At 72.6% G+C, this 26207-nt stretch carries 30 protein-coding genes and 1 tRNA gene; 9 read left to right on the forward strand and 22 right to left on the reverse strand.

Features of this window, described 5'->3' with window-relative positions:
* Window positions 1-16: 16 nt before the first annotated feature.
* Complete coding sequence (locus tag IRQ30_RS05135; protein ID WP_193611927.1) at window positions 17-703, forward strand: alpha/beta fold hydrolase; 687 nt, start codon at window positions 17-19, stop codon at window positions 701-703.
* Here the strand turns inward: IRQ30_RS05135 and uvrA are convergent.
* Window positions 696-3158 carry an excinuclease ABC subunit UvrA gene (gene uvrA, locus IRQ30_RS05140; RefSeq protein ID WP_193611928.1) on the reverse strand — a complete coding sequence of 821 codons (2463 nt, stop codon included), beginning with the start codon at window positions 3156-3158 and terminating at the stop codon, window positions 696-698. The two genes, IRQ30_RS05135 and uvrA, sit on opposite strands and share 8 nt — an antisense overlap.
* A 141-nt stretch (window positions 3159-3299) precedes the next feature.
* On the opposite strand from uvrA, the gene IRQ30_RS05145 reads away from it, so the two are divergent.
* Window positions 3300-3860 (forward strand): dihydrofolate reductase family protein, encoded by a 561-nt coding sequence (locus tag IRQ30_RS05145; protein WP_193611929.1) that lies wholly within the window; start codon window positions 3300-3302, stop codon window positions 3858-3860.
* A 159-nt stretch (window positions 3861-4019) separates the two neighbouring features.
* Here IRQ30_RS05145 and IRQ30_RS05150 read toward each other — a convergent pair whose 3' ends face one another.
* Together IRQ30_RS05150 and IRQ30_RS05155 are read right to left on the reverse strand one after the other, a co-directional pair.
* The gene (locus IRQ30_RS05150; protein ID WP_193611930.1) at window positions 4020-5300 is read right to left on the reverse strand and encodes a hemolysin family protein; all 1281 of its coding nucleotides are present in this window, start codon (window positions 5298-5300) and stop codon (window positions 4020-4022) included.
* Between the two features lie 126 nt (window positions 5301-5426).
* Complete coding sequence (locus IRQ30_RS05155) at window positions 5427-5930, reverse strand: GNAT family N-acetyltransferase (RefSeq protein WP_193611931.1); 504 nt, start codon at window positions 5928-5930, stop codon at window positions 5427-5429.
* Between the two features lie 282 nt (window positions 5931-6212).
* On the opposite strand from IRQ30_RS05155, the gene IRQ30_RS05160 reads away from it, so the two are divergent.
* Window positions 6213-6449 (forward strand): hypothetical protein, encoded by a 237-nt coding sequence (locus IRQ30_RS05160; RefSeq protein WP_193611932.1) that lies wholly within the window; start codon window positions 6213-6215, stop codon window positions 6447-6449.
* 18 nt (window positions 6450-6467) lie between these two features.
* Here the strand turns inward: IRQ30_RS05160 and IRQ30_RS05165 are convergent, their stop codons facing one another.
* The 10 genes from IRQ30_RS05165 to IRQ30_RS05210 form a co-directional block, all read right to left on the reverse strand.
* Window positions 6468-6905, reverse strand: coding sequence for an NUDIX domain-containing protein (locus tag IRQ30_RS05165; RefSeq protein WP_338089573.1), 438 nt, complete (start codon window positions 6903-6905; stop codon window positions 6468-6470).
* The gene (locus IRQ30_RS05170) at window positions 6889-7431 is read right to left on the reverse strand and encodes a universal stress protein (protein WP_193611933.1); all 543 of its coding nucleotides are present in this window, start codon (window positions 7429-7431) and stop codon (window positions 6889-6891) included. Before IRQ30_RS05170 ends, IRQ30_RS05165 begins: the two co-directional genes overlap by 17 nt.
* A gap of 143 nt (window positions 7432-7574) precedes the next feature.
* The gene (locus IRQ30_RS05175) at window positions 7575-7733 is read right to left on the reverse strand and encodes a hypothetical protein (RefSeq protein WP_193611934.1); all 159 of its coding nucleotides are present in this window, start codon (window positions 7731-7733) and stop codon (window positions 7575-7577) included.
* A 473-nt stretch (window positions 7734-8206) separates the two neighbouring features.
* Entirely contained in the window at window positions 8207-8803 is a 597-nt protein-coding gene (locus IRQ30_RS05180) for a TetR/AcrR family transcriptional regulator (protein ID WP_193611935.1), read from the reverse strand.
* 132 nt (window positions 8804-8935) lie between these two features.
* Window positions 8936-9012 (reverse strand) — tRNA-Met (locus IRQ30_RS05185).
* Between the two features lie 47 nt (window positions 9013-9059).
* A complete protein-coding gene (locus IRQ30_RS05190; RefSeq protein WP_193611936.1) occupies window positions 9060-12032 on the reverse strand; it encodes a UPF0182 family protein in 2973 nt (990 codons plus the stop codon).
* Complete coding sequence (locus tag IRQ30_RS05195) at window positions 12029-12634, reverse strand: PPA1309 family protein (protein ID WP_193611937.1); 606 nt, start codon at window positions 12632-12634, stop codon at window positions 12029-12031. Before IRQ30_RS05195 ends, IRQ30_RS05190 begins: the two co-directional genes overlap by 4 nt.
* Window positions 12631-13707: a YlbL family protein gene (locus IRQ30_RS05200; protein ID WP_193611938.1), complete on the reverse strand. Its 1077-nt coding sequence runs from the start codon at window positions 13705-13707 to the stop codon at window positions 12631-12633. The genes IRQ30_RS05195 and IRQ30_RS05200 overlap by 4 nt, the downstream gene beginning before the upstream one ends.
* A gap of 48 nt (window positions 13708-13755) precedes the next feature.
* Window positions 13756-14037, reverse strand: coding sequence for a hypothetical protein (locus IRQ30_RS05205; protein WP_338089574.1), 282 nt, complete (start codon window positions 14035-14037; stop codon window positions 13756-13758).
* An 86-nt stretch (window positions 14038-14123) separates the two neighbouring features.
* Window positions 14124-14552 (reverse strand): molybdenum cofactor biosynthesis protein MoaE, encoded by a 429-nt coding sequence (locus IRQ30_RS05210; protein WP_193611939.1) that lies wholly within the window; start codon window positions 14550-14552, stop codon window positions 14124-14126.
* Window positions 14553-14594: 42 nt separating this feature from the next.
* Here IRQ30_RS05210 and IRQ30_RS05215 point away from each other — a divergent pair, with 42 nt between their 5' ends.
* Together IRQ30_RS05215 and IRQ30_RS05220 are read left to right on the forward strand one after the other, a co-directional pair.
* A complete protein-coding gene (locus tag IRQ30_RS05215) occupies window positions 14595-15935 on the forward strand; it encodes a zinc-dependent metalloprotease (RefSeq protein ID WP_193611940.1) in 1341 nt (446 codons plus the stop codon).
* Complete coding sequence (locus IRQ30_RS05220) at window positions 15932-16540, forward strand: NUDIX domain-containing protein (protein WP_193611941.1); 609 nt, start codon at window positions 15932-15934, stop codon at window positions 16538-16540. The genes IRQ30_RS05215 and IRQ30_RS05220 overlap by 4 nt, the downstream gene beginning before the upstream one ends.
* Here the strand turns inward: IRQ30_RS05220 and IRQ30_RS05225 are convergent.
* From IRQ30_RS05225 to IRQ30_RS05235, 3 genes are all read right to left on the reverse strand, one after another.
* Window positions 16477-17031, reverse strand: a complete 555-nt coding sequence (locus tag IRQ30_RS05225) for a M48 metallopeptidase family protein (RefSeq protein WP_193611942.1) — start codon at window positions 17029-17031, stop codon at window positions 16477-16479. The genes IRQ30_RS05220 and IRQ30_RS05225 overlap by 64 nt on opposite strands.
* A 9-nt stretch (window positions 17032-17040) precedes the next feature.
* Window positions 17041-18075: a PHP domain-containing protein gene (locus IRQ30_RS05230; protein WP_193611943.1), complete on the reverse strand. Its 1035-nt coding sequence runs from the start codon at window positions 18073-18075 to the stop codon at window positions 17041-17043.
* A 377-nt stretch (window positions 18076-18452) separates the two neighbouring features.
* On the reverse strand, window positions 18453-19247 hold the full coding sequence (locus tag IRQ30_RS05235; RefSeq protein WP_193611944.1) for an enoyl-CoA hydratase/isomerase family protein: 795 nt from the start codon (window positions 19245-19247) through the stop codon (window positions 18453-18455).
* A gap of 203 nt (window positions 19248-19450) precedes the next feature.
* On the opposite strand from IRQ30_RS05235, the gene IRQ30_RS05240 reads away from it, so the two are divergent.
* Together IRQ30_RS05240 and IRQ30_RS05245 are read left to right on the forward strand one after the other, a co-directional pair.
* A complete protein-coding gene (locus IRQ30_RS05240; protein ID WP_091026547.1) occupies window positions 19451-19609 on the forward strand; it encodes a DUF5679 domain-containing protein in 159 nt (52 codons plus the stop codon).
* 128 nt (window positions 19610-19737) lie between these two features.
* Entirely contained in the window at window positions 19738-20625 is an 888-nt protein-coding gene (locus tag IRQ30_RS05245; RefSeq protein WP_193611945.1) for a hypothetical protein, read from the forward strand.
* A gap of 111 nt (window positions 20626-20736) precedes the next feature.
* Here IRQ30_RS05245 and IRQ30_RS05250 read toward each other — a convergent pair whose 3' ends face one another.
* The 5 genes from IRQ30_RS05250 to IRQ30_RS05270 all read right to left on the reverse strand — a co-directional run bounded on the left by IRQ30_RS05250 (window position 20737) and on the right by IRQ30_RS05270 (window position 24154).
* Entirely contained in the window at window positions 20737-20898 is a 162-nt protein-coding gene (locus tag IRQ30_RS05250) for a hypothetical protein (RefSeq protein WP_193611946.1), read from the reverse strand.
* Window positions 20899-21023: 125 nt separating this feature from the next.
* A complete protein-coding gene (locus IRQ30_RS05255) occupies window positions 21024-21221 on the reverse strand; it encodes a hypothetical protein (RefSeq protein WP_193607393.1) in 198 nt (65 codons plus the stop codon).
* A 51-nt stretch (window positions 21222-21272) separates the two neighbouring features.
* Window positions 21273-21605: a WhiB family transcriptional regulator gene (locus IRQ30_RS05260; protein ID WP_193611947.1), complete on the reverse strand. Its 333-nt coding sequence runs from the start codon at window positions 21603-21605 to the stop codon at window positions 21273-21275.
* 136 nt (window positions 21606-21741) lie between these two features.
* A complete protein-coding gene (locus tag IRQ30_RS05265) occupies window positions 21742-21969 on the reverse strand; it encodes a hypothetical protein (protein WP_193611948.1) in 228 nt (75 codons plus the stop codon).
* 142 nt (window positions 21970-22111) lie between these two features.
* Window positions 22112-24154, reverse strand: a complete 2043-nt coding sequence (locus tag IRQ30_RS05270) for an ATP-dependent DNA helicase UvrD2 (protein WP_193611949.1) — start codon at window positions 24152-24154, stop codon at window positions 22112-22114.
* A 74-nt stretch (window positions 24155-24228) separates the two neighbouring features.
* On the opposite strand from IRQ30_RS05270, the gene IRQ30_RS05275 reads away from it, so the two are divergent.
* A complete protein-coding gene (locus IRQ30_RS05275; RefSeq protein ID WP_193607389.1) occupies window positions 24229-24474 on the forward strand; it encodes a mycoredoxin in 246 nt (81 codons plus the stop codon).
* Between the two features lie 36 nt (window positions 24475-24510).
* Here IRQ30_RS05275 and nudC read toward each other — a convergent pair whose 3' ends face one another.
* Window positions 24511-25422 carry an NAD(+) diphosphatase gene (nudC, locus tag IRQ30_RS05280; RefSeq protein WP_193611950.1) on the reverse strand — a complete coding sequence of 304 codons (912 nt, stop codon included), beginning with the start codon at window positions 25420-25422 and terminating at the stop codon, window positions 24511-24513.
* Between the two features lie 31 nt (window positions 25423-25453).
* Here nudC and deoD point away from each other — a divergent pair, with 31 nt between their 5' ends.
* The gene (deoD, locus tag IRQ30_RS05285) at window positions 25454-26170 is read left to right on the forward strand and encodes a purine-nucleoside phosphorylase (RefSeq protein WP_193611951.1); all 717 of its coding nucleotides are present in this window, start codon (window positions 25454-25456) and stop codon (window positions 26168-26170) included.
* The last annotated feature ends 37 nt before the right edge of the window (window positions 26171-26207 follow it).

The following is a 26207-nucleotide window of genomic DNA, read 5'->3' on the forward strand; positions in this document are numbered from 1 at the left end:
GTTCTACCGTGACGGCATGGACATCATCCTCATCGCCGGCCTCTGGCTCGACGGCTCCGCCTGGGACGACGTCGTCCCGGGCCTCACCTCCCGTGGCCACCGCCCGGTCGCACTCACCCTCCCCGGACAGGGCGACGGCGCGTCCGCCACCCTCGACGACCAGGCCGCCGCGGTGGTGGCGGCCGTGGACGCCGCCGAGGGCAGACCGCTGGTCGTCGGCCACTCCGGGGCCAGCACCCTCGCCTGGATCGCCGCCGACGCCCGGCCGGAGCGGGTCGCGGCAGCGGCGCTGGTCGGTGGGTTCCCAGGCGCCGACGGCGAGGCCTACTTCGGGCACCTCGAGCCCCGCGACGGTGTCCTCGCGTTCCCCGGCTGGGAGCCGTTCGAGGGGCCCGACACCGCCGACCTCGACGCCAACGCGCGCCGCCGGATGGAGGCCGTGGTCGTCGACGTGCCCGAGGCCGTCGTCACGGGCGTCGTCCGCCTCGCCGACGAGCGCCGCTACGACGTCCCGGTCGTCATGGTCTGCCCCGAGTACTCCCCCGACGAGGCCCGCGCCTGGGTCGCGTCGGGCGACCTCCCCGAGCTCGCGAGGGCCACGCACGTCGAGTACGTCGACCTCGACTCGGGCCACTGGCCGATGTACAGCCGCCCCGCCGAGCTCGCCGACGCGCTCGCGACGATCGCCGACGGCCTCAGCTGAGCCGCTTCGCCAGGTACGGCGCCGTCGCGCTCCCCTCGGCGCGCGCGACCTCGGCCGGTGTGCCGGTCGCCACCACGGCGCCACCCGCGTCGCCGCCCCCCGGCCCGAGGTCGATCACCCAGTCGGCGGTGGCGATCGTGTCGAGGTCGTGCTCGACCAGCACCACCGTGTTGCCGGCGTCGACGAGACGGTGCAGCTGGCGCAGCAGCAGCGCGATGTCGGCCGGGTGCAGCCCGGACGTCGGCTCGTCCAGCAGGTAGAGCGCGTGACCGCGCCGGGCCCGCTGCAGCTCGGTCGCGAGCTTGATGCGCTGGGCCTCGCCGCCGCTGAGCTCCGTGGCCGGCTGCCCCAGCCGCAGGTAGCCCAGGCCGACGTCGCGCAGCGTCTCGAGGCTCCGCGCGGCCGCCGGGACGTCGGCGAGGAACTCGGCCGCGTCGTCCACCGACATCGCCAGCACGTCGGCCACGGTGTGGTCGCGGTAGGTGATCTCCAGCGTCTCCGCGTTGTAGCGCGCACCGCCGCAGGTCGGGCAGGGCGCGTAGGTGCCGGGCAGGAACAGCAGCTCGACCGAGACGAAGCCCTCGCCCTGGCAGGTCTCGCACCGGCCCTCGACGACGTTGAAGGAGAACCGTCCGGCGGCGTACCCGCGGGCACGCGCCTCGTCGGTCGCGGCGAAGAGCTTGCGCACCGCGTCGAACATCCCGGTGTACGTCGCCAGGTTGGACCGCGGGGTGCGGCCGATGGGGCGCTGGTCGACGCGCACCAGCCGGTCGAACGCCTCGAGGCCGGAGGCGTCCTCGACGTCGACCTCGAGCTCGGCCTCCTCCTCGTCGTCGGGCGCGAGCCCGAGGTGGCCGCGCACGAGCTCGGACAGCACCTGCGTCACGAGGGTCGACTTGCCGGAGCCGGAGACGCCGGTCACGGCGGTCAGCACGCACAGCGGGACGTCGACCGAGACGTCCTGCAGGTTGTGGCGGGTCACCCCGCGCAGCCGCAGCCAGCCGTGCGGCTCCCGCGGCTCGTGCTCGAGCCGGGGCGCCCGGCCCGAGAGGTACTGCCCGGTCGCCGACTCCTCCACGTCCTCGAGGCCGGCGACCGGACCGGAGTAGAGCACCCGCCCCCCGCCCTCGCCCGCGCCGGGACCGATGTCGACCACCCAGTCCGCACGCCGTACGACGTCGAGGTCGTGCTCGACCACGAACAGCGAGTTGCCCGCTGCCTTGAGCCGGTCCAGCACGTCGAGCAGCGGCTCGGCGTCGGCCGGGTGCAGCCCGGCCGACGGCTCGTCGAGCACGTAGACGACGCCGAACAGCCCCGAGCGCAGCTGCGTCGCGATCCGTAGCCGCTGCGCCTCGCCGGGCGACAGCGTGGTGGAGCCCCGCCCGAGGCTGAGGTAGCCCAGCCCGAGGTCCAGGAGCACCCGGACCCGCGTCACCAGGTCCGCCGAGATCCGGACCGCGACCTCGGTGGTCTCGCCGGAGTCGGCCGAGGAGACCGCGGCGCCGGCGTCGGCCAGCTCGGCCGTCGGTCGCAGGTGCTCGACCAGGTCGACCAGCGAGAGGGCGTTGACCTCGGCGATCGTCAGGCCGGCGAAGGTGACCTCCAGCGCCTCGGGCCGCAGCCCGGTGCCCCGGCAGTCCGGGCAGGGCGTGGACCGCATGAAGCGCAGCACCCGCTCGCGCATGCGCTCGCTCTTGGAGTCCGACAGCACGTGCAGGACGTGCTGGCGGGCGCTCCAGAACTTGCCGTAGTAGCCGTGGTCGATCCGGTCCCGCTCGGGCTTGATGAGCACCGAGGGCTGCTCCTCGGTGAAGAGCAGCCAGTCGCGGTCCTTCTTGCTCAGCCGCCGCCACGGGCGGTCGACGTCGATCCCCAGGCCCATCACGATGCTGCGCAGGTTGGCCCCCTGCCACGCGCCGGGCCAGGCCGCGATCGCGCCCTCGCGGATGCTCAGCTCCTGGTCCGGGACGAGGAGCTCCTCCGCCACGTCGTGCACCACGCCGAGGCCGTGGCAACGCGAGCAGGCGCCCGCCGCGGTGTTGGGCGAGAACGCCTCGGCCCCGAGTCGCTCGGCGCCCGCGGGATAGCTGCCCGCGCGGGAGTAGAGCATGCGCAGCAGGTTGGAGAGCGTGGTGATCGTGCCGACGCTGGAGCGTGACGTCGGTGCGCCGCGACGCTGCTGCAGGGCCACGGCCGGCGGGAGCCCGGTGATCTCCTGCACGTGCGGCGCCCCGACCTGCTGGAGCAGCCGGCGGGCGTACGGCGCGACCGACTCGAAGTAGCGGCGCTGCGCCTCGGCGTAGATGGTGCCGAACGCCAGGGACGACTTGCCGGACCCCGACACCCCGGTGAAGGCGACCATCGCGTCGCGCGGGAGGTCGACGTCGACGTTGCGCAGGTTGTGCTCGGTCGCGCCGCGGACGTGCACGAAGTGGTCGGTCGGGTCATGGCTCACCGACCCCAGTACCCGGCGCCCGGATCCGGACCCGGCTGGCCTGCGAAGGACGTGAAGATCTCCCGGCGCGCCTGTCGTGGCGGCCCGGTCCCGTTCGTGGTGAGGTCGACAGGCACCACCGACCTCACCGAGGAGACCACCATGCGCACCCTGATCATCACCGCCTTCGTCAGCGTCGACGGCGTCATGGAGGCGCCGGGCGGCGGCGAGCACCGCAGCGCCGGCTGGACCTTCAAGGACGTCGAGTTCGACGAGGCCGTCTACGCGCTCAAGGCTCGCGAGGAGCAGGAGGCCGGCGCACTGCTCCTCGGTCGTCGCTCCTACGAGGAGTTCGCCCCGGTCTGGCCGACGATGGAGGAGTTCGCGGGCTACAACGCCATGCCCCGCTACGTCGTCTCGCGCAGCCTCGAGCAGGACGACCCGCGGTGGCCGGCCACGGTGCTGCGCTCGGTGGACGACGTCGCCGAGCTCAAGCGTGCCGACGGCGACCCGCTCCTCGTCCACGGCAGCGCCGAGCTCGGGCAGGCCCTGGCGGACGCCGGCCTGGTGGACCGCTACCACCTCCTGGTCTTCCCGGTGCTCCTCGGCGCGGGCAAGCGGCTCTTCAGCGAGGCCGACCGGGAGCGCACCCAGCTGCGGCTGACGGAGCACGCCACCTACGGCAACGGCGTGCAGATGCAGGTGCTCGAGGTCGCCCGCTGACGGCGTGGGGGGTGGGACCGCGAAGCGCTGGGTCACCGTCAGCCGCGCACCCGGCCCGGACCAGCGACGGGCCGTCCCACCGGTCTCCTTGGAGATGCTGCACCTGATCTCCGTCCCGCCGCCCCGCATCGGCGCCTGAGCCGACGACCCGGCGGCCGGCTACGGGTCGCGGTGGAGGCTGAGCCGGGTGACCCGGTGACCCACCACCTCGGCGACCTCGAGCACGGCCCCGTCGGCCGCCCCGTCGACCGCCACCCTCTCGCCGGGACCGGGGATGTGGCCGAGCACCGCGATCACGTAGCCGGCCACGGTCTCGTAGCCGCCGTCGGGCAGCGTCACGCCCGTGGCCTCGGCGAAGTCCTCGAGGGTGGTGCCGCCGTCCACCTGGGTCGGGTCGTCGGAGGGCAGTGACTCCTGGGTGTCGTACTCGTCGCGGATCTCCCCGACCAGCTCCTCGACGATGTCCTCCAGCGTCACGATGCCGTCGGTGCCGCCGTACTCGTCGACGACGACGGCGAGGTGCACCCGCTCCTGGCGCATCGTCGCCGCGGTGGGCAGGACGAGCTTGCTGCCCGGCAGCATCAGGATCGGTCGCGCCAGGTCAGCCACGGTCCGCGGGTCGTCACGCTCGGTCCCGAGCAGGTCACGGACGTGGAGGAAGCCGACGATGTCGTCGAAGTCCTCCCCCGTGACCGGGTAGCGCGAGTACGGCAGCTCCCGGACCCGCAGCGCGGCCTCGCCGACGGTCATGGCGCCGTCGACGAACGACACGTCGCCGCGCGGGCGCATGACCTCCTTGATGGTGGTCTCGGTGGCGGCGAAGACGTCGCTGAGGATGCGGCGCTCCTGCTCGTCGAGGTCCTCGTGCGTCGAGACCAGGTCGCGCAGCTCCTCCTCGGAGAGCTGCTCGCCGGCGGCGTTCGGGTCGCCTCCCAGCAGGCGGACCAGCGCGTTGGTGGACAGCGACAGCAGCCAGATGACCGGGCGCATCAGCGTGGCGAACCGGTCGAGCACGGGAGCCACCGCGAGCGAGATGCCGGCGGACTTCTGCAGCGCCAGCCGCTTCGGGACCAGCTCCCCCAGCACCAGCGAGAGGTAGGCGATCAGGAGCGTCAGCACGACCAGCGCCGTGGTCTGGGCGGCGTCCTCGCCCATGCCGACGTCCTCGAGGTACGGCGCCAGGTCCGGCGCCAGCGTCGAGCCGCCGTACGCGGCGGAGAAGAAGCCGGCGACCGTGACCCCGATCTGCACGGCCGCCAAGAACCGGTTCGGGTTGCGCGCGACTGACGCGACCCGCGCTCCGCGCCCGCCCTGGCGCTCCATCGCGGTCAGCTGGCTCTCGCGCAGGGAGATCAGGGCGATCTCGGTGGCGGCGAAGACCCCACCGACGAGGACGAACACCAGCACCAGCGCGACGTTCAGCAGCGTCTGGCTGTCCATCAGGCTCCCTCACCCCCGGCCGGCTCCGGCAGCAGCAGGGGGCAACAACATCGGGGGTCGTCCATGCGCCACAGAGTAGGGGGAGGCCGGTCGCGGTCGCCCGCGTCCGTGCTGCTCACGGGTGGACTACGCGCCGACCTCCGGCCGGCCGAGGTCGAGGCTGAGCGACGTCAGGCCCTCGACCGGCGCGAAGCCGAGCCTTCCGTAGAGGCTGAGCGCGGCCTCGTTGTCCGGCTCCGTCACGAGCGAGAGCCGCGTCGCACCTGCCGCGAGTGCAGCGGCACGGACCGCCGTCACCAGCGCGGCCGCCGCCCCCCGTCGACGGAGCCCCGGGGCCACGTAGAGGTCGCGCAGCTGCCAGAACGACCCCATCGCCAGCGAGGCGGGGACCACGTGGCTGGTCGCCAGGCCGATCGGAGCGTCCGCCGAGCCCGCCCACGCCAGGTGCACCGTGAGCAGGCCCGAACCCAGCATCTCGGTGAGCCAGCCGAGCGTGCGGCCGTCCGCCTCGCGCGGCGCGCCGTAGTGGTGCCGGTACTCGTCGAAGAGGCCCACGGCCGCCGCGAGCGAGCCGGGCGTTTCACACGTCGCGACCCGCACCCCGCCCCCAGGAGCATCGCTGTCGCGCATGTCGCCCTCCAGTCCTCGTGCCTGCCCGGACAGGACGTCGGCCCTCACCGTAGGGGAAGCACGCGTCGCCGGGGAACCACCGTGGAACCACCCGCTGGGCGGCGCCGTCGGACCGGCATGGGCGAGCAGATGGGACGGAGACTGGTGGCCCTGGGGCTTGCGTCGGCGTGCGGTCTCGGAGCGGTGGCGCTTGCCTGGCCGCACGGCGCAGGGCCGGTCCCTCCTCCGACCGTGATGGGAGCGGTGAGCTACGAGCTGGCAACGCCTGCTGCCGATGGCCGCGTGCGCCTTGCCGTCACCTACGGCTCGTCGCGTTGCTTCACCGAGTACGAGCCCCGGGTCACGGAGTCCGACGACGTCGTCGACGTCGCCGTGACCGTGACGCACCTGCCCAACCCCGAGCAGCTGTCCTGCGCTGCCGTGGTGGTGGCGGAGACGCAGGAGGTCCTGCTGACCCGGCCACTCGCCGGCCGACGGATCACGACGCTAGGTGAGCCGCTGCCTCGAGGCTCCGACTGAGCTCTGGCCGAGCAAGCGCTACCCGGAGCCGAGCTCCAGCCCGACCCTCCGGAGCAGGTGCTGGTTGAAGGGGTTGACCGGGACGGTGACGTCATCACGGTCGAACCACTCGAGCGCCAGGGTCTCGCCACCGTCCGCCGTGAGCGTGCCGGTGGTCTCGGTCGCCTCGTAGGTGGCGCCCACGACGTAGGCGGAGAACCCGTCGGGGTAGGACACCACGAACTCCGGTCCCGAGTACACGTCGACCAGGACCAGCTCCCCTGCCACGAGTCCGGTCTCCTCCAGCAGCTCTCGCCGGGCGGCCTGCTCCAGAGTCTCGCCCGGGTTCAGCGCGCCGCCGGGGAGACCCCAGGAGCCGTCATCGCCCCGTTTCTGGAGCAGGACGTGTCGGCCGTTCCGCACCAGGACACCGGCGGCCACCAGGACGGGCAGAGTGCCGTCATCCTCGTGCTCCACGCCGACAATCTAGCGGGGGACCGAGCAGATCTGCGCGCGTCACGTGGACCGCCGCTGACTCCCCTCTCACCACGACCACCGGGCTGTACGCCCGACTGGTCACCTCGAGACCGACCGAGCGTCGCCACGTACCGACGAGGCGGCGGTGCCCGCGGCTGCCAAGGACGACCAAGGACGCCTTGCGACTGGCCTCCACGAGCGCCCGACCCGCGGAGGCGACCTCGGTCGCGCCCAGGACGTCGAGACCGGGAACGGCGGCGACGGCCTCGGCCACGCCACGAGCGGTCAGCTCGTCGGCGGCCTCCAGCGCCCCCGGGTCGCGGTGGTGGAGACCGGTGCCGGGAGGGCCGGTCATCCCGGGGTAGTTCGCGGCGTGGAGCACCACCAGGGGCGCGTCGCGACGCGCCGCCTCCTGCGCGGCCCACACCAGGGCGGCGCGGCCGTGCTCCTTGCCGTCGTACCCCGCCACGACCGCGCCGAGCGGATAGGTCCGCCCGGACCAGGCGCCGACGTCGAGGTACGTCACGACGGCCCGGCGGAAACGCGCAACGGCAGCGGTCGGATCGCGGTCGTCCGCCGATCGCCGGTCCGCCCGAGAGAGTGCCAGGAAGGCAAGGACGCAGGCCCCTGCTGCCGCAGCGATGAGCACGACGAGTTGGACGGTGATGCTCACGAGTCCTCATCTCTACGCTCACGCGGCTCGGTGGCCGGGTGTCGTGCGCGCCGACGCTGAGGGAGCAGGTCGGCAGCGGCCAGGGTGCCCACGGTCAGCACCGTGGTGGTCATGACCGCGGTGGCGATGAACCAGATCAGATGGGCGAGTGTCATGGGGGATCTCCTTCCGTTTACATACGCAACGATTCGCGTAGCGTTTATATTCCGCTTCTGGGAATATCTACGCTACGCGCCTCGTTTCGTATCTAGACGGCACCCGATCCCGCCGCCCCGCCCCACCGACCGACCGACGGAGGTACCACGGTGAACGACTTCCTGGCTCTAGCCGCACTCGTCGCCCTCACCGCGACCGGAACCGGCCTCCTCCTTGCGAGCGTCCTCCACCTCATCGTGACCGCCCCGCCGACCAGCGCAGGTCACGAGGTGAAGAAGTCGATGACCCCGTCACCCACGCCTACGAGACTCCCGACCGCGGAGCTCATCGCCCCACCACGTCCCGCTCCCGGCGCGGTCGATGCGGACGACCCGACAGGGCTGGACCTTCCCGAGATCTGGGGGCGCGGATCGTTCCCGGCCAGTGACCCCCCGGCGAACTGGTAGGTGTCACCCGGTCGAGCGTGCGTCCCTCAGCCCCGGTCCGCCATGATCGTCCAGAGCAGCTCCATGCTGCGATCCAGCCGGTCGGGCGCCACCTCACCGTGACGCACGAGCGCGCCCAGGTAGGCGCCGAGCATCAGGCTGACGATGCCGTCCGCGTCGAGGCCGGGCCGAAGCCGTCCGGCATGCGAGTCGTCGTCGATCCGCTGGACGAGCGCCTCGTCGTAGGGCCGTAGCGCGGCACGGAAGAGCTCGGTGAACGCAGGATCGGAGTTCCCGACGATCGCGGCGAGGCCTCCCGGCCCCAGGACGTCGCCCATCTGACGCCACGCCTGCCCCAGCGCGAACCGGATCTTGTCCTGCACCGTGCCCTCGCGCGGCACCTGGGGAACGCCGATCGCGTTCGTCAGGGCCGCGGTCAACAACGCGTCGCGGTTGGCATGACGACGGTAGATCGACGTCTTGGCGACGCCTGACCTCTCCGCCACGCGCTCGACGGTCACCGCACCCGGTCCGGCCTCGTGCAGCAGCGTGAGGACGGCCGCCTCCAACCGCTCATCGAGATCTGCCTGCCGGGGTCGCCCGGCCTTGGCACGGGTGCTGGACGGTTCGAGGGTGCCGGACATTCGACCTCCGTGAAGCGGGTCGCTACTCGTAGCGTTTCGTGACCGGGACGACTGTACTGCCAGGCACTCGAAGCTCGATGGTGGCGCACATGCGAGAGGCCCTCACAGTCAGACTGTGAGGGCCTCTCGGCGTGGTAGCGGGGGCAGGATTTGAACCTGCGACCTCTGGGTTATGAGCCCAGCGAGCTACCGAACTGCTCCACCCCGCGTCGCTGAACAGAACGTTACCGGACGGGGTGGGGCGGTCCAAATCGGGTCACTCCGCGGGCGTCTCCTCGGCGGTCGCGTCGTCGCCGGCGGCGCCCCCGTCGCGCTCGTCGGCGAGCTCGACCGCCTGGTTGACGGCCTCCTGCGCCTTGGTCGTCTCCTCCTCGTAGGTGCCGAGGTCGCCTGCCCTGAGCGCGGCGTCGGCGGCGTCGAAGGCCTCCTGCGCCTCGGTGAGGAGGTCCCGGATCTGCTCCTCGACGGAGCCGGTCGGCGCGGGTGGCTCCTCCGTGTCCGGAGGCGTCTCACCGCCGTCTCCCGGGGCGACGTCGGACTCCGAGGCCCCCAGCGCGTCGGCCAGGGCGCGCGTCATCGTCGTGCCGACGCCCACCTCGCCGCCGTAGGAGACCAGGACGAACCGCAGGATCGGGTAGCCCGAGGTGGACGACCGCACGGCGTAGACCGGCTGGACGTAGATGAGCCCCTGGTCGACCGGCAGCGTGAGCAGGTTGCCGAAGCGTGGCGGCGAGTCGCCCGAGGTGTAGGGCAGCAGCGCGTCACGGACGTTCTCGTCGTTGCTGAACTCGTTGGCGATCAGCCCCGGACCCTGGGTGTTCTGGTCTGTCAGCTCGCGCACCGTGATCTTGCCGTAGTCCTCCGACGTCGCATCGGAGTTGACCGACACGAACGACGCGAGGTTCTCCTTGCGGTACGGCACGAAGGTCGACGTCAGCGACCACGTCTCCTGGGCTGCCGCGTCGGCGGCGTCGGCCGGCGTCTCGTCCACGAACAGGCGGTACGGCGGCTGCAGGTTGCGGGTGCTGTCGGGGTCCTCCGGGACCTCCCAGCGGTCGTTGCCCTGGTACCAGTCGTCCGCGTCGGTGATGTGGTAGCGGGCGTACTGGTAGCGCTGCACCTTGAACAGGTCCTCGGGGTAGCGCAGGTGCTCGAGCAGCTCGTCGGAGATCTGCGACTTCTCCATCACGGTGTCGGGGAAGGCGCTCATCCAGGCCTTGAGGATCGGGTCCTCCTCGTCCCACTCGTAGAGCGTGACGGTGCCGTCGTAGGCGTCGACCGTGGCCTTGACCGCGTTGCGCATGTAGTTGATCTCGTCGGTCGGCAGCGTCGCGAGGCCGGTGTCCTCCTGCAGGGAGTCGTCGGTCATCTCCTCGAAGGACTCGCGCTCGGCGCTGGCGTAGCGGTCGGTCGTCGTGTAGCCGTCGAGGATCCACACGACCTTGCCGTCGACGATCGCCGGGTAGGCGTCCTCGTCGACGGTCAGCCACGGCGCGACCTTCTCGACCCGCTCGCGCGGGGTGCGGTTGTAGAGCACCTGGCTGTTGCCGTGCACGCGGCCCGACAGCAGGAAGTTGGGCTCGCCGAACTTGACCGCGTACATCAGCTGGTTGAACGTCGAGCCGATGTCGACGCCGCCCTGGCCGTCGTAGGTGGTGGTGTCGTCCTCGTCCTCGTTGGGTCCGGCGAGGGTCAGCTCGACGTCGCCGGAGTCCGCCTTCGCCTTGCCGACCACGGAGTAGTCGGGGCTGTCCTCACCGAAGTAGATCCGGCTCTCGTAGCCGCCGGTCGCCTGCGTCAGCGCGTCCTGGTCGGCGCCCTGGTTGCCCTCGGCCCACTGGATGTCGGTGCCCGGGCTGTTGTCGTCGGCGCCGCGCTGGTTGGCGTACGCCGCGATGACGCCGTTGCCGTGGGTGTAGACGGTGTGCAGGTTGGACCAGTTCTGGTCGCTGGGGTTGATGCCGTCCTGGTTGAGCTCGCGCACCCCGAGCACCAGCGCGCGCTCGCTGCCGTTCATCTCGTAGCGGTCCACGTCGAGGACGTCGGCCACGGAGTAGTAGTTGCGCCCCTGCTGGTTCTGCTGGAAGGTCGCGCGCACCAGCTTGGGGTCGACGAGCGGCACCGAGGAGGTCTGCTGGCCCAGCGGACCGCCCTGCTTCGGGTCGGCCGCGGCGTTGCTGGTGTAGGGCTCGCTCTCCACGTCGGTCAGGTCGTACGCCGCCCGCGTGGCCTCGATGTTGGCGGCGATGTACTTCGCCTCCTTGTCGGCCTCGGAGGGCTTGACCTGGAACTGCTGGACGATGCCGGGCCAGATCATGCCGAGCAGCACCGCCGAGAGGGCGAGCAGCGCGAGACCGACCGAGGGCAACGTCCAGGTGCGGCGCCAGACGTTGAGGAAGAAGAGGATCGCGCAGATCACGGCGATGCCCATGAGGATGGTCTTGGCCGGCAGGATCGCGTTCTCGTCGGCGTAGGTCATGCCGGTGATCAGACGACCGGACTGGTTGACCAGGTCGAAGCGGTCGAGGTAGTAGTCGCCGGCCTTGACCAGCACGAAGAGCCCGAGCAGCACCGAGAGCTGGACCTGGGCCGCGCCGGAGAGGCGGTCCCGGCTGGCCTGCAGCCGCACGCCGCCGTAGAGGTAGTGGGTGACCGCCGCCGCGAGCAGCGCGATCACGATCGTCGCCATCGTGAAGTCGACCAGGTAGTGCAGGAACGGCAGGTCGAAGACGTAGAAGCCGATGTCGCGGTCGAAGTAGGCGTCCTTGCTGCCGAAGTCCTGGGAGTTGCGCCACAGCATGAAGTTGCGCCACTCCCCCGCTCCGGAGGTGCCGGCGAACAGACCGAGCAGCAGCGCGACGCCCACGACGATCCAGGTGCGGATCGGGGTGACCGCGTCGCGGTAGCGGTCGAGGCCGCCCTGCTCGGGCGACGACGGACGGAACAGCGGCCGGAAGCGGAACGCCAGCACGACGTTGACCGCGACCACGATGCCCATGAACGCGCCGAACGCGACGAAGAGGCCGGCCCGGGTCCAGAACAGGGTGGTGAAGACGCTGCCGTAGCCGGCCGAGCGGTACCAGAGCCGGTCGGTGTAGATCGCCGCGAACGTCGTCAGCCCGAAGAAGCAGACGATGAGCACGACACCCGTGATGACCAGCGCCCGCGAGCGGCGCGAGGCCGGGGGCGGTGCGGGGTCTCGGGGGTCGTCGTCGAACAGCTCACTCACGGGTTCTCCTCGGGTTCTGCGGGTTCGTCGGCGGGCTCGGCGGCCAGCTCGTCGGCGGGATCGTCGTCAAGGGTGGCGCCGAGCAGCGCCAGCAGGCCGGGCACCAGGTCGATGCCTCCGACCACGGACTGGTCGTCGTCGTGGGCGCGCAGGCGCAGCGCGCAGTACGTCGAGCCGTGGCGGGTGGCGCCGGCGACGATGCGCACCTCCTGCCGGTCCGGGTGCTCGCGGGCGTAGCGCTGCGCCTCGGTCTCGTCGTCGGGGATCTGCTCGTCGGCGTCCGGCGGCAGCACCAGGCGCTCCACGACCGCCGCGCAGCCCAGGACCTCGGGCGGCCAGCTGATCGACTCCAGCGCCCGCTCGAGCTCGACCTCGGGGCTGAGCTGGTCCTGCTCGATCGCGGTCAGGGACCCCTGCTCGGAGGAGTTGTCCAGGCCCATCGCCGCGGCGAGGGCCGGCTCGTGGTCGACCAGGCGCGCGGTGTCGACCAGGGCGTAGAGCCGCGCGGGCTGGTCCCAGCCGCCCTGGGCGAGGTGGCTCTCGATCTCGAGGATCGCGGAGGCCAGCGCCGGGTCGGCGTCCAGTGGGTCGGTCAGCGTCATGCGGCGTCCTCGCAGGAGGGAAGGTCGGCGTCCGGGTCGGCGACCCAGTCCTGGATGGCGCCCAGCGCCTCGTGCATGGTCGTGGCCCGCACCAGGCGCATGTCGCCGGGGTCGGCCCCGAGCGCCTCCCGGCAGTTGTCGGGCGGCACCAGGAAGAGCTGCGCGCCGTCCTCGCGGGCGCCCGCGATCTTCTGCGGGATGCCGCCGATCGCGCCCACCGTGCCGTCGGGGGCGATCTCGCCGGTCCCGGCCACCGTCCTGCCACCCGTGAGGGAGCCCGGCGTGAGGGTGTCGTAGATCGCCAGCGAGAACATCAGCCCGGCGCTCGGGCCGCCGATGTCGGGGTCGATGTTGACCCGCACGTCGAACGGGAAGTCGTAGCCGTTGCCCGGGGTGATCCCGATCAGCTTCTGGCCGTCGACGGTGCGTGGCTTCAGCGTCACGTCGAGCACGGTGCGGTCGCGACGGATCTTGAGGTCGAGGCTCTCGCCCGACGGCGTGGACTGCACGGCGTCGTAGATCTGCTGGGCCTTGGTGATCTTCTCGCCGTCGACCTCGAGCAGGATGTCGCGCGGAAGCAGCTTGCCCTCGGCGGGCATGCCCTCCTCCACGAAGCTGACGTCGACGGCGGCGGTGAACTTCAGGCCGAGCTCGCGCATGGCGACGGCGATCGCGGCGTCCTGGGAGGTCACCATCGCCACGGCCCCGTCGCGGTCGTTGGACTCCTGGGTCTCGTCCTCGTCGTAGATCGCGTCATAGGGGTAGACGGCGTCGTCGTGGTCGACCCACGCGGCCATCAGGTCGTAGAGGTTCTTGCGGCACCCGCTCCCGCAGTTGCCCTCGTCGTCCTTGGGCAGGGAGACGAGCACCGTGGTCATCCGCAGCTCCCCGTCGTCGCGGTAGGACTGGTGGCCGTCGACCTGGATGATCTCCGCGCCGTCGGCCTCGGCGAGCACGTCGACGGTGTAGCCGGGCTTGTAGGTGACGTAGTCCAGCGGCAGGAACGCCGCGGAAGCGAGCAGCACGAGCACCAGTGGTCCCGCGATCATCGCGGCCAACAGGCGCTGACTCATGGCGCCACCCTCTCACCCCGGCCAAGGCTCGGCAGCGCCGGATCGGGCTCAGGAGACGCGGCGCTCCGGGGGCTCGACGACGGGACGCACGGGCGTGGCCGGGGGCGTCGCACGCGACGGACGGACGGCGACGCCGGTGCTGCGGTCGCGCTCCGGGGCGGGTGCGGCGTACCTCTGCGTGCGTGCGGGCCGGTCGAGCGCCTCGCCGAGGCGGCGCACGGCGACCTCGCGGTCCACCTCACCCCGGCCCTCGCGGCCGAGCCAGCTCACCCACAGCATCGCCACCACGGTGACGACGGCGGGCGGCACGAGCCACAGCAGGATCTCCACGCGTTCGAGCGTACGGCGCGCGGACGGCCGCGACCGGTCCCGACACGCTCGCCGCGTGGACCGCAGACGAAGGGGTGTGAGAGGGCCTAGGGCGCCCCGACCCACTCGTCCGTGCCGTCGCCGAAGACCTGGTGCTTCCAGATCGGGACCTCGTCCTTGAGCGTGTCGATGAGGTCGCGCGAGGCGTCGAACGCCTGCCCGCGGTGGGCCGCGGCCGCCGCGACGACCACGGCGACGTCGCCGATGTCGAGGTGACCGACGCGGTGCACGGCGGCGATGCCGTGCACCTCGTGCCGTGCCGCCACGAGGTCGCAGACCTCGCGCAGCCGCTCGAGGGCCGTGGGATGGGCGGAGTAGTCGAGGCCGGAGACGCCCTTGCCGCCGTCGTGGTCGCGGACCCGGCCAATGAACACCGTCACTCCCCCGTCGGTCGGGTCGTCGAGCACCCCGGTCACCTCCTCGACGCTCAGCGGCGTGTCACGGAGATCGACCAGGCGGACGGCGGGATGGGTCACACGACGACCATACGACTTGCCGGACGGCGCTACCGTGGGGTCATGAGCACAGGATCCGGAGGCGGCTCCGGCGAGGGCCCCGACGACGGCGCGAACCCCTTCAAGGGCACGCCGTTCGAGCAGTTCTTCAGCGGCGCAGGTGGCTTCGGCGGCGTGGGCGGTCTGGGCGGGCCCGGCGGCGCCGGCATGCCCGACCTCAGCCAGATCCTCGGCCAGATCCAGGCGATGATGCAGCCCTACGACGGCGCCCTCAACTGGGACGTCGCCCAGGACGTCGCCCGCAAGACCGTCGCGCAGCAGCCCGATCCCAGCCCGACGCAGCGCCAGCAGGACGCGGTCGCCGACGCCGTACGGCTGGCCGACCACTGGCTCGACGCCGTCACCGAGATCCCCTCGGCCGTCACCTCGACCGCGGCCTGGAGCCGCGCCGAGTGGATCGTCTCGACGCTCGACTCCTGGAAGGTGCTCGTCGACCCGGTGGCCGAGCAGTCCGTCACCGGTCTGGCGAAGGCCCTCCCGCCCGAGGCCCAGGCCGCAGCCGGTCCGATCGTCGGCATCCTCGGCAAGGCCATGGGCGCGATGCTGGCCAACCAGGTCGGATCCGGCCTGGGCAGCCTCGCCGGCGAGGTCCTCACCGCCTCCGACATCGGCCTGCCGCTCTCGGCGCCGGGCCGCGCCGCCCTGGTCCCCGCCAACGTCACGGCGTTCGCCGAGGGCCTCGACGTCACCGAGGACGACGTGCTCCTCTTCCTCGCCCTCCGCGAGGCCGCCCACCAGCGCCTGTTCGCCCACGCTCCCTGGCTGCGCGAGCACCTCGTCGGCGCGGTCACCGACGTCGCGAGCGGCGTCGAGATCAACGTCGAGGGCCTCCAGGAGCGCATCCAGGAGCAGATGAGCGGCGTCGACCCGCAGAACCCCGAGTCCATGCAGCAGCTGCTCGAGGGCGGGCTGTTCGACATGCCGCCCTCCCCGGCCCAGCGCGCCGCGCTCGAGCGGCTCGAGATCGCCCTCGCGCTCGTGGAGGGCTGGGTCGACGAGGTCGTCAACCAGGCCACCGCCGAGCGGATGCCCGCGGCCCAGCGCCTGCAGGAGGCCGTGCGCCGCCGTCGCGCCGCGGGCGGCCCCGCCGAGGAGACCTTCGCGGCCCTCGTCGGGCTGGAGCTGCGACCGCGCCGACTGCGCGACGCCTCCACGCTGTGGGGCTCGCTGCGTCAGCGTCAGGGCGTCGAGGCTCGCGACGGGGTGTGGCTGCACCCCGACCTGCTGCCGACGTCGGCCGACCTCGACGACCCGCTCGGGTTCCGCGAGGACGCCGGCGCTCCCGAGTCGCTGACCGAGGACGACTTCGACGCCGAGCTGCGCAAGCTGCTCGACGGCGAGTGACGCTCCACGCCGACGCGCTGGCCGCGCTGCGCGGCTGGGCGGCGCCCTCGCCCGTCCAGGAGGCGCTGCGGCTGCGCTACGTCGCGCACCTGGAGGCGCATCCCGACGGGCTCTCCCGCGACTGCCGGCCCGACCACCTCACGGCCAGCACGCTGGTGCTGAGCGCCGATCACACCCAGGTGCTGCTGACGCTGCACGCCAAGGCCCGGCGGTGGTTCCAGCTCGGGGGCCACTGCGAGCCGGGCGACCCGACGCTGGCCGGGGCGGCGCTGCGCGAGGCGACCGAGGAGGGCGGGCTCACCCGACTGCGGCTCGACCCCGTGCCGGTGCAGCTCAGCGAGCACGCGGTGCCGTTCTGCGGGCCCGACGGCGACGTCCACCACCTCGACGTCCGGTTCCTTTCGGTGGCCGCACCCGGCGCCGTACCGGAGGCGAGCGAGGAGTCGCTCGACGTGGCCTGGTGGCCGGTCGCGGCGCTGCCCGACCCGGGCAGCGACCTGGTGGAGCTGGTGGACCTGGCGGTGGCGCGCGCCGCGGGGGCTCAGTCGACGTCGGAGCCGGGCGGCGGGTCGAGCCGCGCCGCCGCCGACCAGCCCTCGAGGTAGCCCTTGGCCTTGTCGGCCTGGGGGTAGCGGTCGACCCAGGCCCAGAAGCCGGCGTCGTGACCGGGCTCGATCAGGTGCGCGAGCTCGTGGACCAGCACGTAGTCGATGACCCAGCTGGGCATGCCCTGCAGCCGCGCGGACAGCCGGATGCTCCGGTCGCCCGGGGTGCAGGAGCCCCACCGGGTGTGCTGGTTCTCCACCCAGCGCACCGACTCGGGAGCCGCGAGCCCGCCGAGGTAGCTGTCGCTGAGACGCATGGCCCGCGACATCAGGTCGTCGTCGCTGAGCTGACGCCGCCGCTCGGCGCGCTCGATCCGCTCGACCATCGTGCGGACCCACTCGGCCTCCTCGTCGGAGGTGAGCGACGCCGGCACGAGCACCACGATGCGATGGCCGTCGCGGTAGGCCGAGACCGTACGGCGGCGCCGCTCGCTGCGGCGTACCTCCACCTCGGGCGCCGGGGACGCCGGAGGTCCCTCGGGCTCCGTCATGGGCCGAATCTACTGGCGCGCCCACTCCAGGAGCCGCTCCCGCGGCCACGTGTTGACGATCCGGTCGGCCTCGATGCCGGCCGCCTCGGCGCGCTCACAGCCCAGGACGAGGAAGTCGAGCTGCCCCGGGGCGTGCGCGTCACTGTCGATCGAGAACAGGCAGCCGCTGTCGCGAGCCACCTCCAGCAGTGCCGTCGGAGGGTCGCGACGCTCCGGCCGGGAGTTGATCTCGACCGCCACGTCGTGCTCGGCGCACGCCTCGAAGACCGCCTTCGCGTCGAACTGCGACTGCGGGCGCGTGCCCCTCCCGCCGGTGACCAGCCGTCCGGTGCAGTGGCCCAGCACGTTGGTGAAGGGGTTGCGCACCGCGCCGATCATGCGGCGCGTCATCGCGGAGGCGTCCATCTTCAGCTTGGAGTGCACGCTGGCGACCCGGACGTCGAGGCGGGCCAGCATGTCGTCGGTCTGGTCGAGCCCGCCGTCGTCGAGGATGTCGACCTCGATGCCCTTCAGCAGGGTGAAGCCGCTGCCGGCGAGGTGCTCGTTGACGGCCTCGACGACCGCGAGCTGGCGGGTCAGCCGCTCGGCGCTCAGCCCGTGGGCGACCTTGAGCCGGGGCGAGTGGTCGGTGAGCACGAGGTAGTCGTGGCCCAGCTCGATGGCGGTGATCGCCATCTCCTCGATCGGGGAGCCGCCGTCGGACCAGTCGGAGTGGGAGTGCAGGTCGCCGCGGAGCAGCGAGCGCAGGTCGGCGCCGCCGTCGGTCAGCGGCCCGGCCAGGTCGGCCTCCGCCGTGGCGAGACGCTCGGGCAGCTCGCCGCGCACCGCGGCCGCGATGACCTTGGCCGAGCTCGCGCCGACTCCGGGCAGGTCGGTGAGCGTGCCCTCCTCGACGTGACGGGCGACCTCGTCGGCGGGCAGCGGCAGGATCGCTGCCGCCGCCCCGCGGAAGGCCTTCACCTTGTAGGTGTCCTCGCGGGCCCGCTCCAGGAGGAAGGCGATCCGGCGCAGGGCGGCGACCGGGCCGGCGGCGTAGGTGCTCATCGAGGTGCCTCTCTCGGCTGTCGGATCGGCGTCCGGTCGGTGCCAGACACCGGGATCTTTTCGTCCACACCCGGTGGACGACCATCGTCCCAGGTCAGGGCCGCGTCCGGGCAGGTCCCGGGCGTGTCCTCCACAGGCCAGTCCCGGCAGATCGCCGTGTTTCCACCGGTGGCAGCCAGTTCTCCACAGAGTTCTCCACAACCTTGTCCACAGGTGGGGATCGACGCCCGTTGACCGCGGGGCCGCGGGTCCCTAGCGTTCGGGACGGACGAGGCCCCCGGGTCGCGGACCGACATGCGCAAGGGGAAGGCGAATGTCGGGAGGCGGCGCGGGGGCCTCTACCTCCGACCCGCAGTCGCGCCGCCGTCGCCCCTACCTCAGCGGCCGGTGAACTCCGGCGCCCGTCGCTCGCGGCTGGCGCGGATGCCCTCCTGCAGGTCGGCCGTGGCGAGGGTGACCGGCTGGGCCAGCGCCTCCCACTGCAGGCAGGACTCGACGTCCGCGTGGCCCCCGTCGGCCAGCGCCAGCTTCGTGAGCCGGCTCGCGATCGGGGCGGTGGCGGCGACCTGGGCGGCCGTGCCCAGCACGTCCTCCAGGAACGTCTCGCGCTCGTGCACGCCGGACACCAGGCCGAGGCGCAGCGCCTCCTCGGCCTCGACGATCCGGCCGGTCAGCAGCAGGTCGCGGGCGACGGCCGGGCCGACGACGTTCGGGAGCAGGTGGGTGGCGGCCATGCCGGGGTGCATCCCCAGCTTGACGAACGGGACCCCCACCTTGGCGCCCGCGGCGGCGTAGCGGAGGTCGCAGGCCAGGGCCACGCACAGCCCGGCGCCGATGGCGGCGCCGTTGATCGCGGCGATCGTGGGCACCTCCAGGCGGCGGATGGAGAGCCAGGCCCGGTAGAAGCCGATCATCCGGGTGCGCAGCCGGTCGACGGTGGCGTCGGGCTCCCCGGCGATCCACGAGGTGTCCCCGCCGGAGCAGAAGGCCGATCCCTCGCCGGTGACCACCACCGCGCGCACGGTCGGGTCGGCGGCGAGCTCGTCGATGGCGGCGACCCAGGAGGAGGTCATCTCCTCCGACATCGCGTTGCGGCGCTCGGGCTGGTCGAGGACGAGGAGCGCGACTCCCGGGGAGGGGCGCTCGAGACGGAGATGGGTGAGATCGGCCATGGCCGCACCCTACTGAGCGGCCTCCCGAGGCCGTCCCAGGCGGTCGCGGCCCGGTCCCGGGCGCGCGGAGCGCCTGCCGCGCCGGCGCGAGGGGGTGCCGTAGGGTCGAATCGGTTCGGCAGCACCGCTGCCGCCCTTCCGGCGGGCTTCCCCACCATCCCCGTCGCGACGACCGAAGTGAGTGACTAGGCAAGGAGGCCGTCATGGCGGAGACCTGGAGCGGCGAGTTCTACTGCGTGAAGTGCAAGGAGAAGCGCGAGGCGGAGGGCGAGGTGAGGGTGAACGACAAGGGCACCCGCATGGCGAAGGCCGTGTGCCCCGTCTGCAGCACCAACCTGAACCGCATCCTCGGCAAGGCGTGATCGACGGCTGACACGCCCCACACGCTGCGCGGCGGCGCCCTCCCCTCGGGGACGGCGCCGCCGTCCGGCATTTCCGGGCCTGTGGACGAGCCCGGCGGCCGACGCCCCCGCGGTGCGAGGCTGGGGCCATGGCTGCCCCTCCCCTCCCCGGCCTCCCCCGCCGGCCCGCCCTGCGCCCCGGGCTCACGGTCGCCCGCCACGACGACGCCCACCTGCGCGTCGGCACCGACGCCCCACACCGGCTGGTGGTCGCGGACCGACCCGTCGTACGCCGCCTGCTCGACGACCTGACCGCCGGCCGGCCCCTGCCCGAGCTCGAGGACTCCGCGTGGCTGGTGCTGCGGGGCCTGCACGACGCCGCGCTGCTGGTCGACGCCGATGCTCTCGACCGGCTGCGCCACGACGACCCCGCCCGCGCCGCGTGGGCGCAGTTCGGTCCCTCGACGGCCGCGCGGATCCAGGCCCGCCAGCGCGTCCGGGTCGGCGTCTGGGCGGGCGCGGCCGTCGCCGACGTCGCGGTCCGGCTGCTGCACCAGGCGGGCGTCGCGGTCTGCGAGCCGGGCTCCGAGGCCGACGTGTGGCTCGTCGCCTCCGAGGGCGAGCTCTCGCGCTCCGCCCTCGACGACCTGGTCCGTGACGGCACCCCGCACCTCGTGCTGGCGACCGGCCTCGGCACCGTGCGCCTGGGCCCCTTCGTCCTGCCCGGCACCACCGCGTGCCTGCGCTGCGTCGACGCCGGCCTGGCCGAGGACGACCCGAGGCGGGCCCTGGTGATCGAGCAGGTCACGCTCGAGCCCCGGGTCCCGGGTCCTCCCGCCGACCCCGTCCTGACCCACCTCGCCACCGCGTGGGCAGTGCGCGACCTGCTCCGCTACGTCGAGGGCGACCAGCCCTCCACCTGGTCGACCACCCTCGAGCTCGGCCCCACCGACACCCCGATCCCCCGCCCCTGGCTCCGCCACCCCCACTGCGGCTGCGCCTGGGACCAGCTGCCTGCGGGTCTGATGCTGGTCTAGGCGTCGGGGCCGTCGCTCACGCCTGCTGGTCGGCGCACGGGGTTTCGAGGCTCGGGCCTGGCGGCCCTCGCACCTCAACCGCCGGAGCGTTGCGACGCCCGCGCGAGCGGCCTACCACCACTCGCTGTCGAGCTTGCCCTCCATGGCCCGCAGGTGCTCGCGGGAGCAGGTGTCGCAGTAGCGGCGGTGGCGGCCGTTCTCCACCGAGGTCGTCCACGTCAGGGTGGCGGCCTCGTCGGGCTCCTGGCGTCCGCAGAAGTCGCACGTGACCATGGCCCGAGGCTAGCGGCCGGGGCGGGAAATGGGAGGGAGCCGGGCACGACGAGGGTTCGTCGTACCCGGCTCCCGGGGTTCACCCGCGATCAGGGTGGAGGTGATCGTGACCGATCACCCGGGTCCTACAGAGCGCGAGCGAGGGCGAGGCGCGCCTGCTGCGCAGCCTTCTCAGCCTTGCGGCTGAGTCGGCGCGCACGGGCCACACGGCTGCCCATGCGCAGCTGGTGCGCCTCTCCCAGGCGCGCGGACATGTGCGCGCGCGCCAGGTCTTCGGTCATGAGGTGGTTCATGTCGGTACTCCGGTTCTGGTTCGAGTTCATGAGTGGTGGGTGGTGCTCTCCGAGAAGGTGCTCCGATGGGCGGGGCAGCCGCTACGCGGCGACCTCGTTCTTGCGGGGTCGGCCGCGCGGACGCTTGCGGGGGATCACTGCTCCCTGCAGGAACAGCTCGCCGCCCCAGACGCCCCAGGGCTCACGCCGGTCGAGGGCTCCGCTGAGGCACATCGCCTGGACGGGGCAGTCCTGGCAGAGGGCCTTGGCGAACTCCACGTCGGACGGGGACTCGGCGAACCACAGCTCAGGGTTGTTGACCCGGCAGGGCAGCCGCTCCGCGTCGACGTGACCGGCCTGGTCGTGCAGCTGTCCCAGGGTGGTCTCCTGGTCCCGCTGCGGCCCGGCGGTGCGGTCGAGAACGCTGATGGTCATCTATCTCACCTCCTGTCGGTGACCTGATCGCGGTGGTGGTGCTGGTGTGGCGGGGGATCAGGGCCTTTGAGAAACACAAAGGCCGCGGATCCCTTGGTGGGAGTCCGCGGCCTGGAGGTGAGCCAGTCTGTTGGTGTCAACAGATGGGCGGACTCCAGGCGTGGGATCCCGGGACGTAGGCGGCGACAGCCACCTCTCCCTTGATGACGACGCGGTCGCGGGCGATCTCCAGACCTCGGAGATCGACGGAGCGCCGGCCCGTCACCGGGGTGCCGAAGGCAGCGTGGCGGCACGCGGGCATGCCAAAGCCGGACGCCATCCCCTGGTTGGTCGGGGTCGTCATCGTGATGGTGTTGGTGATCATGCGGGCCACCTCCTTCGATTCCTTGGGCGCCGGTCTTGTCAGGACCGTGGTGCGCGATTTGCTTGGTGACGGAAAGTTACCGCCACCCCGATGTAATGAGCAAACGATTTTATGAGTATTTCCTGTTTTTCTTCCGAGCCCTCTAGACCAGCAGGTCGAGGAGCTCCTCGCCGTAGCGCTCCAACTTGCCCTCGCCGACACCGCTGATGCGCAGCAAAGCCTGTGGAGACTGGGGTTTGTGCTCGGCGATCAGCTGCAGCGTCGCGTCGGTGAAGATCACGAACGCCGGCACCTCGTCCTCGCCGGCGCGCTCCTTGCGCCACTCGCGCAGCCGGTCGAACAGCGCCTCGTCGTAGGACGCCGGGCAGTCGGTGCAGCGCCCGCGCTTCTTCTCCGCGCCGGTGCGCAAGGGCTTGCCGCACTCGCGACAGCTGGCCACGCGGCTGCGACGCTCCGCGGCGGGCTCGCGGCTCGCGGAGGCCGGCAGGAGGGGGGCGAGGAAGCGCGACGGCTTGCGACGCGCGGCCTGCCCGGGGTTGCGCGCCTGGGCCCAGGAGAGCGCCAGGTCGACGCGGGCGCGGGTCATGCCGACGTAGAGGAGCCGGCGCTCCTCCTCGATCGCGGCGGGGGTGTCGGCGTAGGTGATCGGGAGGGTGCCGTCCTGGAGCCCACACAGGAAGACCGAGTCCCACTCCAGGCCCTTGGCGGCGTGGAACGTCGACAGGGTCACGCCCTCGGCGACCGGCGCGTGCTGCTCGGTCGCGCGGCGGTCGAGGTCGTCGACGAAGGCACCGAGCGTCGCGCCGTCGCCCCGGGCGAACTCCTCGGCCTGGCTGACCAGCGCCTGCCAGGACTCCCACCGGTCGCGGGTCTGGCCGCGGCCGGACGGGGCCTCGGCGGTCCACCCCATGCCGGCCAACGTGGCCTTGACGACGTCGACCAGCTCGCCGCCCTCTCCCCCGTCGACCTCGGAGCTGCCCGACCGGGCGGCCCCGCGGATGCGGGTGACGGCCTCGCGCACCTCGGGCCGGTCGAAGAAGCGCGCGGCGCCGCGGATGACGTAGGGGATCTTCAGGTCGGACAAGGCCTCCTCGTAGGCCTCCGACTGGGCGTTGATGCGGAACAGCACGGCGATCTCCGAGAGCGCCCGGCCCTCGCTGCGCAGGGCCTGGATGCGGCGGGCGATCTGCTGGGCCTCGGCGACCTCGTCGGGCGCGGGCGTGAACGTCACGGCCGGGCCGGCGGGTCGCTGCGCGCGGAGCTGGACGGACTCCGTGCCGGTGCCGGCGAGCAGGGTGTTGGCCGCCTCGACCACCTGCGGGGTGGAGCGGTAGTTGCGGACCAGCTCCACCGACGTCGCGCCGGGGAACTTGGCGGCGAAGCCGGTGAGGTAGTCGGCGTTGGCGCCCGCGAAGGAGTAGATCGTCTGCGCGGGGTCACCGACGACGCAGATCTCGTCACGCCCCCCGAGCCACAGGTCGAGGAGCGCTGACTGCAGCGGCGAGACGTCCTGGAACTCGTCGACGACCAGCCACTTGTACTGGCGGCGCACCTGGGCCGCGACCCGCTCGTCCTCGAGCAGCATCCCGGCGGTGAGGAGCAGCACGTCCTCCATGTCCATGCGGCCCTGGGCGCGCTTGACCTCCTCGTAGGCGGCGAAGACCCGGCCCACGGTCTCGGGATCCTGGCCGGCCACCGAGCGGCCCCGGGCCTCGGCCAGCCGGGGGTAGTCGTCGGGGTGGACGTTGCTGACCTTGGCCCACTCGATCTCCGAGGCGAGGTCGCGCAGGAGGGCCTGGTCGGAGCTCAGCCGCTGGCGCCGGGCGGCGGTGGCCAGCAGCCCGATCTTGGACTCGATCAGCTGCGGCAGCTCGGTGCCGTGCACGTGGGGCCAGAAGTAGCGCAGCTGGCGCAGCGCGGCGGAGTGGAACGTGCGGGCCTGGACCCCGCCGGCGCCGAGGCCGCGCAGCCGCCCGCGCATCTCCCCCGCGGCCCTGGTCGTGAACGTCACGGCCAGCACCTCGGAGGGCGCGTAGACGCCCGTCGCCACGCCGTGGGCGATGCGGTGCGTGATCGCGCGGGTCTTGCCGGTCCCGGCGCCGGCCAGCACGCGGACCGGTCCGCGCAGCGCCTCCGCCACGCGCCGCTGCTCGGGGTCGAGCGCGGCGAGCAGGTCGTGGGCCAAGGAACAACTCCTGGGTCGAGATGGTTGTATCGGGTGCTAACGACGACCCTAGATGGCGGAGGCGACAGTCCCAGATGAGCAGCTTCACGATGTACACGACCCCCTGGTGCGGCTACTGCCACCGGCTGAAGAGCCAGCTGGACCGTGAGGGCATCACCTACGACGTGGTCGACATCGAGCAGCAGCCCGAGGCCGCCCAGATCGTCGAGTCCGCCAACAACGGCAACCAGACGGTCCCCACGCTGGTCTTCGCCGACGGCACCGCCCAGACCAACCCCTCCCTGGCCCAGGTCAAGGAGAAGATCGCCTCCCTGGCGTGACGACGACGGCCGTCCCCGTCCTCGTGACCGTCCCGGTCACCAGGCGCCGGGGAGCGGACGGCCGTACCAGTGCTCGACCAGCGAGCGGCTGATCGAGACGCCGCCCGGGAGCACGAGCGTGCCGGCCTCGGCCTGCTCCCGCATCTCGGCGCGCGTCAGCCACCGGGCGTCCTCGATCTCGTCGGCGTCCACGACGATGTCGGTGGACAGCGCGCGCCCGACCATGCCGAGCATCAGGCTGGCCGGCAGCGGCCACGGCTGGTTGCCGAAGTAGTCGACCTGCCCGACCGGCACGCCGACCTCCTCCGCGACCTCGCGCCGTACGGCGTCCTCGAGGGTCTCGCCCGGCTCGCAGAAGCCGGCCAGCGTCGAGAAGCGGCCCTCGGGCCACACCGCCTGCCGACCGAGCAGGCAGCGCTCGTCGTCGGCGCCCGGCTCGCCGTACGTCACCAGCATGATGACCGCCGGGTCCGTGCGGGGGAACTGCGCGCGACCGCACTGGGTGCACCGCAGCTCGTGCCCCGCCGCCTGCGGCTCGAGCGTGCCGCCGCAGCGGGGGCAGAAGCGCGTGGACCAGTGCCACTCGGCGAGGCCGAGGGCGTGGAAGACCAGCGGCGCCTCGTCGGTGTCCGTCCCGGCGAGGGCCGGGAGCAGCCCGCGGAGCGGCAGCCAGGCGTCCTTCTCCTCGGCCGCGAGTGCGCCGTCGGCGATCACCGCCCACCAGGTCGTGCCGTCGCGCTCGCCGAGCAACACCCGGGTGCCGACGGGCGCCTCGGCGGGCGTCACCCACTCCAGCGCACCGTCGCGGGGGCGGACGCGGGTGCCCGAGACCACCAGCACCCGGCTGGACGGCTCGGCCCAGCGGGCGTCGAGCCAGGCGTCGTCCTTGCGGTGGACGCCCACGCGGTCGTGGGCGGGCTCGGCGAGGCGGAGGTGCGGATATGTCACGGTGTCGAAGTTAGTCCTAGGGTCCATGCCCATGAGCACCCACATCGGCGCCCAGCCCGGCGACATCGCCCCTCTCGTCCTGATGCCCGGCGACCCGCTCCGGGCCCGGTGGATCGCGGAGACGTTCCTCGAGGACGCGCGGTGCTACACCGAGGTGCGCGGGATGTACGGCTACACCGGCACCTGGAAGGGCCAGCGGGTGTCCGTGCAGGGCTCCGGGATGGGGCAGCCGTCGCTCGCGATCTACGTCAACGAGCTGTTCACCGAGTACGACGTCCGGTCGGTCGTGCGGGTCGGCTCCTGCGGCGCGCTGACCGAGCGGCTGGCGGTGCGCGACCTGGTGATCGCGTCGGGGGCCTGCACCGACTCCTCCATGAACCGGATCGCCTTCGAGGGCATCGACTACGCCCCCGTCGCCGACTTCGGGCTGCTGCGCGACGCGGCCGCCGCGGCCGAGGCGCTGGACACCGAGGCGGCCGTGCACGTCGGGCTGATCTTCAGCAGCGACTCGTTCTACGCCGCGCGACCCGAGCTGGCCGCGCGAATGGTCGGCTACGGCGTGCTGGCCGTCGAGATGGAGGCCGCCGCCCTCTACACGCTGGCCGCGAAGCACGGCCGCCGGGCGCTGGCGATCTGCACGGTCTCCGACCACATCGTCACCGGCGAGGAGACGACCGCGCAGGAGCGCGAGGAGACGTTCGGCGACATGGTCGAGGTCGCCCTCGCCGCGGGGCTCGGCGCGCAGTAGCGAGCAATATCCCGCGCCCTCCCGGCGTTGCACCGAC

The sequence above is a fragment of the Nocardioides lijunqiniae genome, assembly GCF_015024225.1.
GTDB lineage: Bacteria > Actinomycetota > Actinomycetes > Propionibacteriales > Nocardioidaceae > Nocardioides > Nocardioides lijunqiniae.

Excerpts from the sequence above, each read along its gene's own strand:
- IRQ30_RS05265 (WP_193611948.1), bottom strand. The coding sequence starts at position 21,969 with ATGATCACCAACACCATCACGATGACGACCCCGACCAACCAGGGGATG.
- IRQ30_RS05255 (WP_193607393.1), bottom strand. The coding sequence starts at position 21,221 with ATGAACTCGAACCAGAACCGGAGTACCGACATGAACCACCTCATGACC.
- IRQ30_RS05240 (WP_091026547.1), top strand. The coding sequence starts at position 19,451 with ATGGCGGAGACCTGGAGCGGCGAGTTCTACTGCGTGAAGTGCAAGGAG.
- IRQ30_RS05150 (WP_193611930.1), bottom strand. The coding sequence starts at position 5,300 with ATGGACAGCCAGACGCTGCTGAACGTCGCGCTGGTGCTGGTGTTCGTC.
- deoD (WP_193611951.1), top strand. The coding sequence starts at position 25,454 with ATGAGCACCCACATCGGCGCCCAGCCCGGCGACATCGCCCCTCTCGTC.
- IRQ30_RS05215 (WP_193611940.1), top strand. The coding sequence starts at position 14,595 with ATGAGCACAGGATCCGGAGGCGGCTCCGGCGAGGGCCCCGACGACGGC.
- IRQ30_RS05145 (WP_193611929.1), top strand. The coding sequence starts at position 3,300 with ATGCGCACCCTGATCATCACCGCCTTCGTCAGCGTCGACGGCGTCATG.
- IRQ30_RS05235 (WP_193611944.1), bottom strand. The coding sequence starts at position 19,247 with ATGGCCGATCTCACCCATCTCCGTCTCGAGCGCCCCTCCCCGGGAGTC.
- IRQ30_RS05275 (WP_193607389.1), top strand. The coding sequence starts at position 24,229 with ATGAGCAGCTTCACGATGTACACGACCCCCTGGTGCGGCTACTGCCAC.
- IRQ30_RS05230 (WP_193611943.1), bottom strand. The coding sequence starts at position 18,075 with ATGAGCACCTACGCCGCCGGCCCGGTCGCCGCCCTGCGCCGGATCGCC.
- IRQ30_RS05195 (WP_193611937.1), bottom strand. The coding sequence starts at position 12,634 with ATGACGCTGACCGACCCACTGGACGCCGACCCGGCGCTGGCCTCCGCG.
- IRQ30_RS05200 (WP_193611938.1), bottom strand. The coding sequence starts at position 13,707 with ATGAGTCAGCGCCTGTTGGCCGCGATGATCGCGGGACCACTGGTGCTC.
- IRQ30_RS05245 (WP_193611945.1), top strand. The coding sequence starts at position 19,738 with ATGGCTGCCCCTCCCCTCCCCGGCCTCCCCCGCCGGCCCGCCCTGCGC.
- IRQ30_RS05180 (WP_193611935.1), bottom strand. The coding sequence starts at position 8,803 with ATGTCCGGCACCCTCGAACCGTCCAGCACCCGTGCCAAGGCCGGGCGA.
- IRQ30_RS05260 (WP_193611947.1), bottom strand. The coding sequence starts at position 21,605 with ATGACCATCAGCGTTCTCGACCGCACCGCCGGGCCGCAGCGGGACCAG.
- IRQ30_RS05225 (WP_193611942.1), bottom strand. The coding sequence starts at position 17,031 with ATGACGGAGCCCGAGGGACCTCCGGCGTCCCCGGCGCCCGAGGTGGAG.
- IRQ30_RS05175 (WP_193611934.1), bottom strand. The coding sequence starts at position 7,733 with ATGACACTCGCCCATCTGATCTGGTTCATCGCCACCGCGGTCATGACC.
- IRQ30_RS05135 (WP_193611927.1), top strand. The coding sequence starts at position 17 with ATGGACATCATCCTCATCGCCGGCCTCTGGCTCGACGGCTCCGCCTGG.
- IRQ30_RS05250 (WP_193611946.1), bottom strand. The coding sequence starts at position 20,898 with ATGGTCACGTGCGACTTCTGCGGACGCCAGGAGCCCGACGAGGCCGCC.
- IRQ30_RS05155 (WP_193611931.1), bottom strand. The coding sequence starts at position 5,930 with ATGCGCGACAGCGATGCTCCTGGGGGCGGGGTGCGGGTCGCGACGTGT.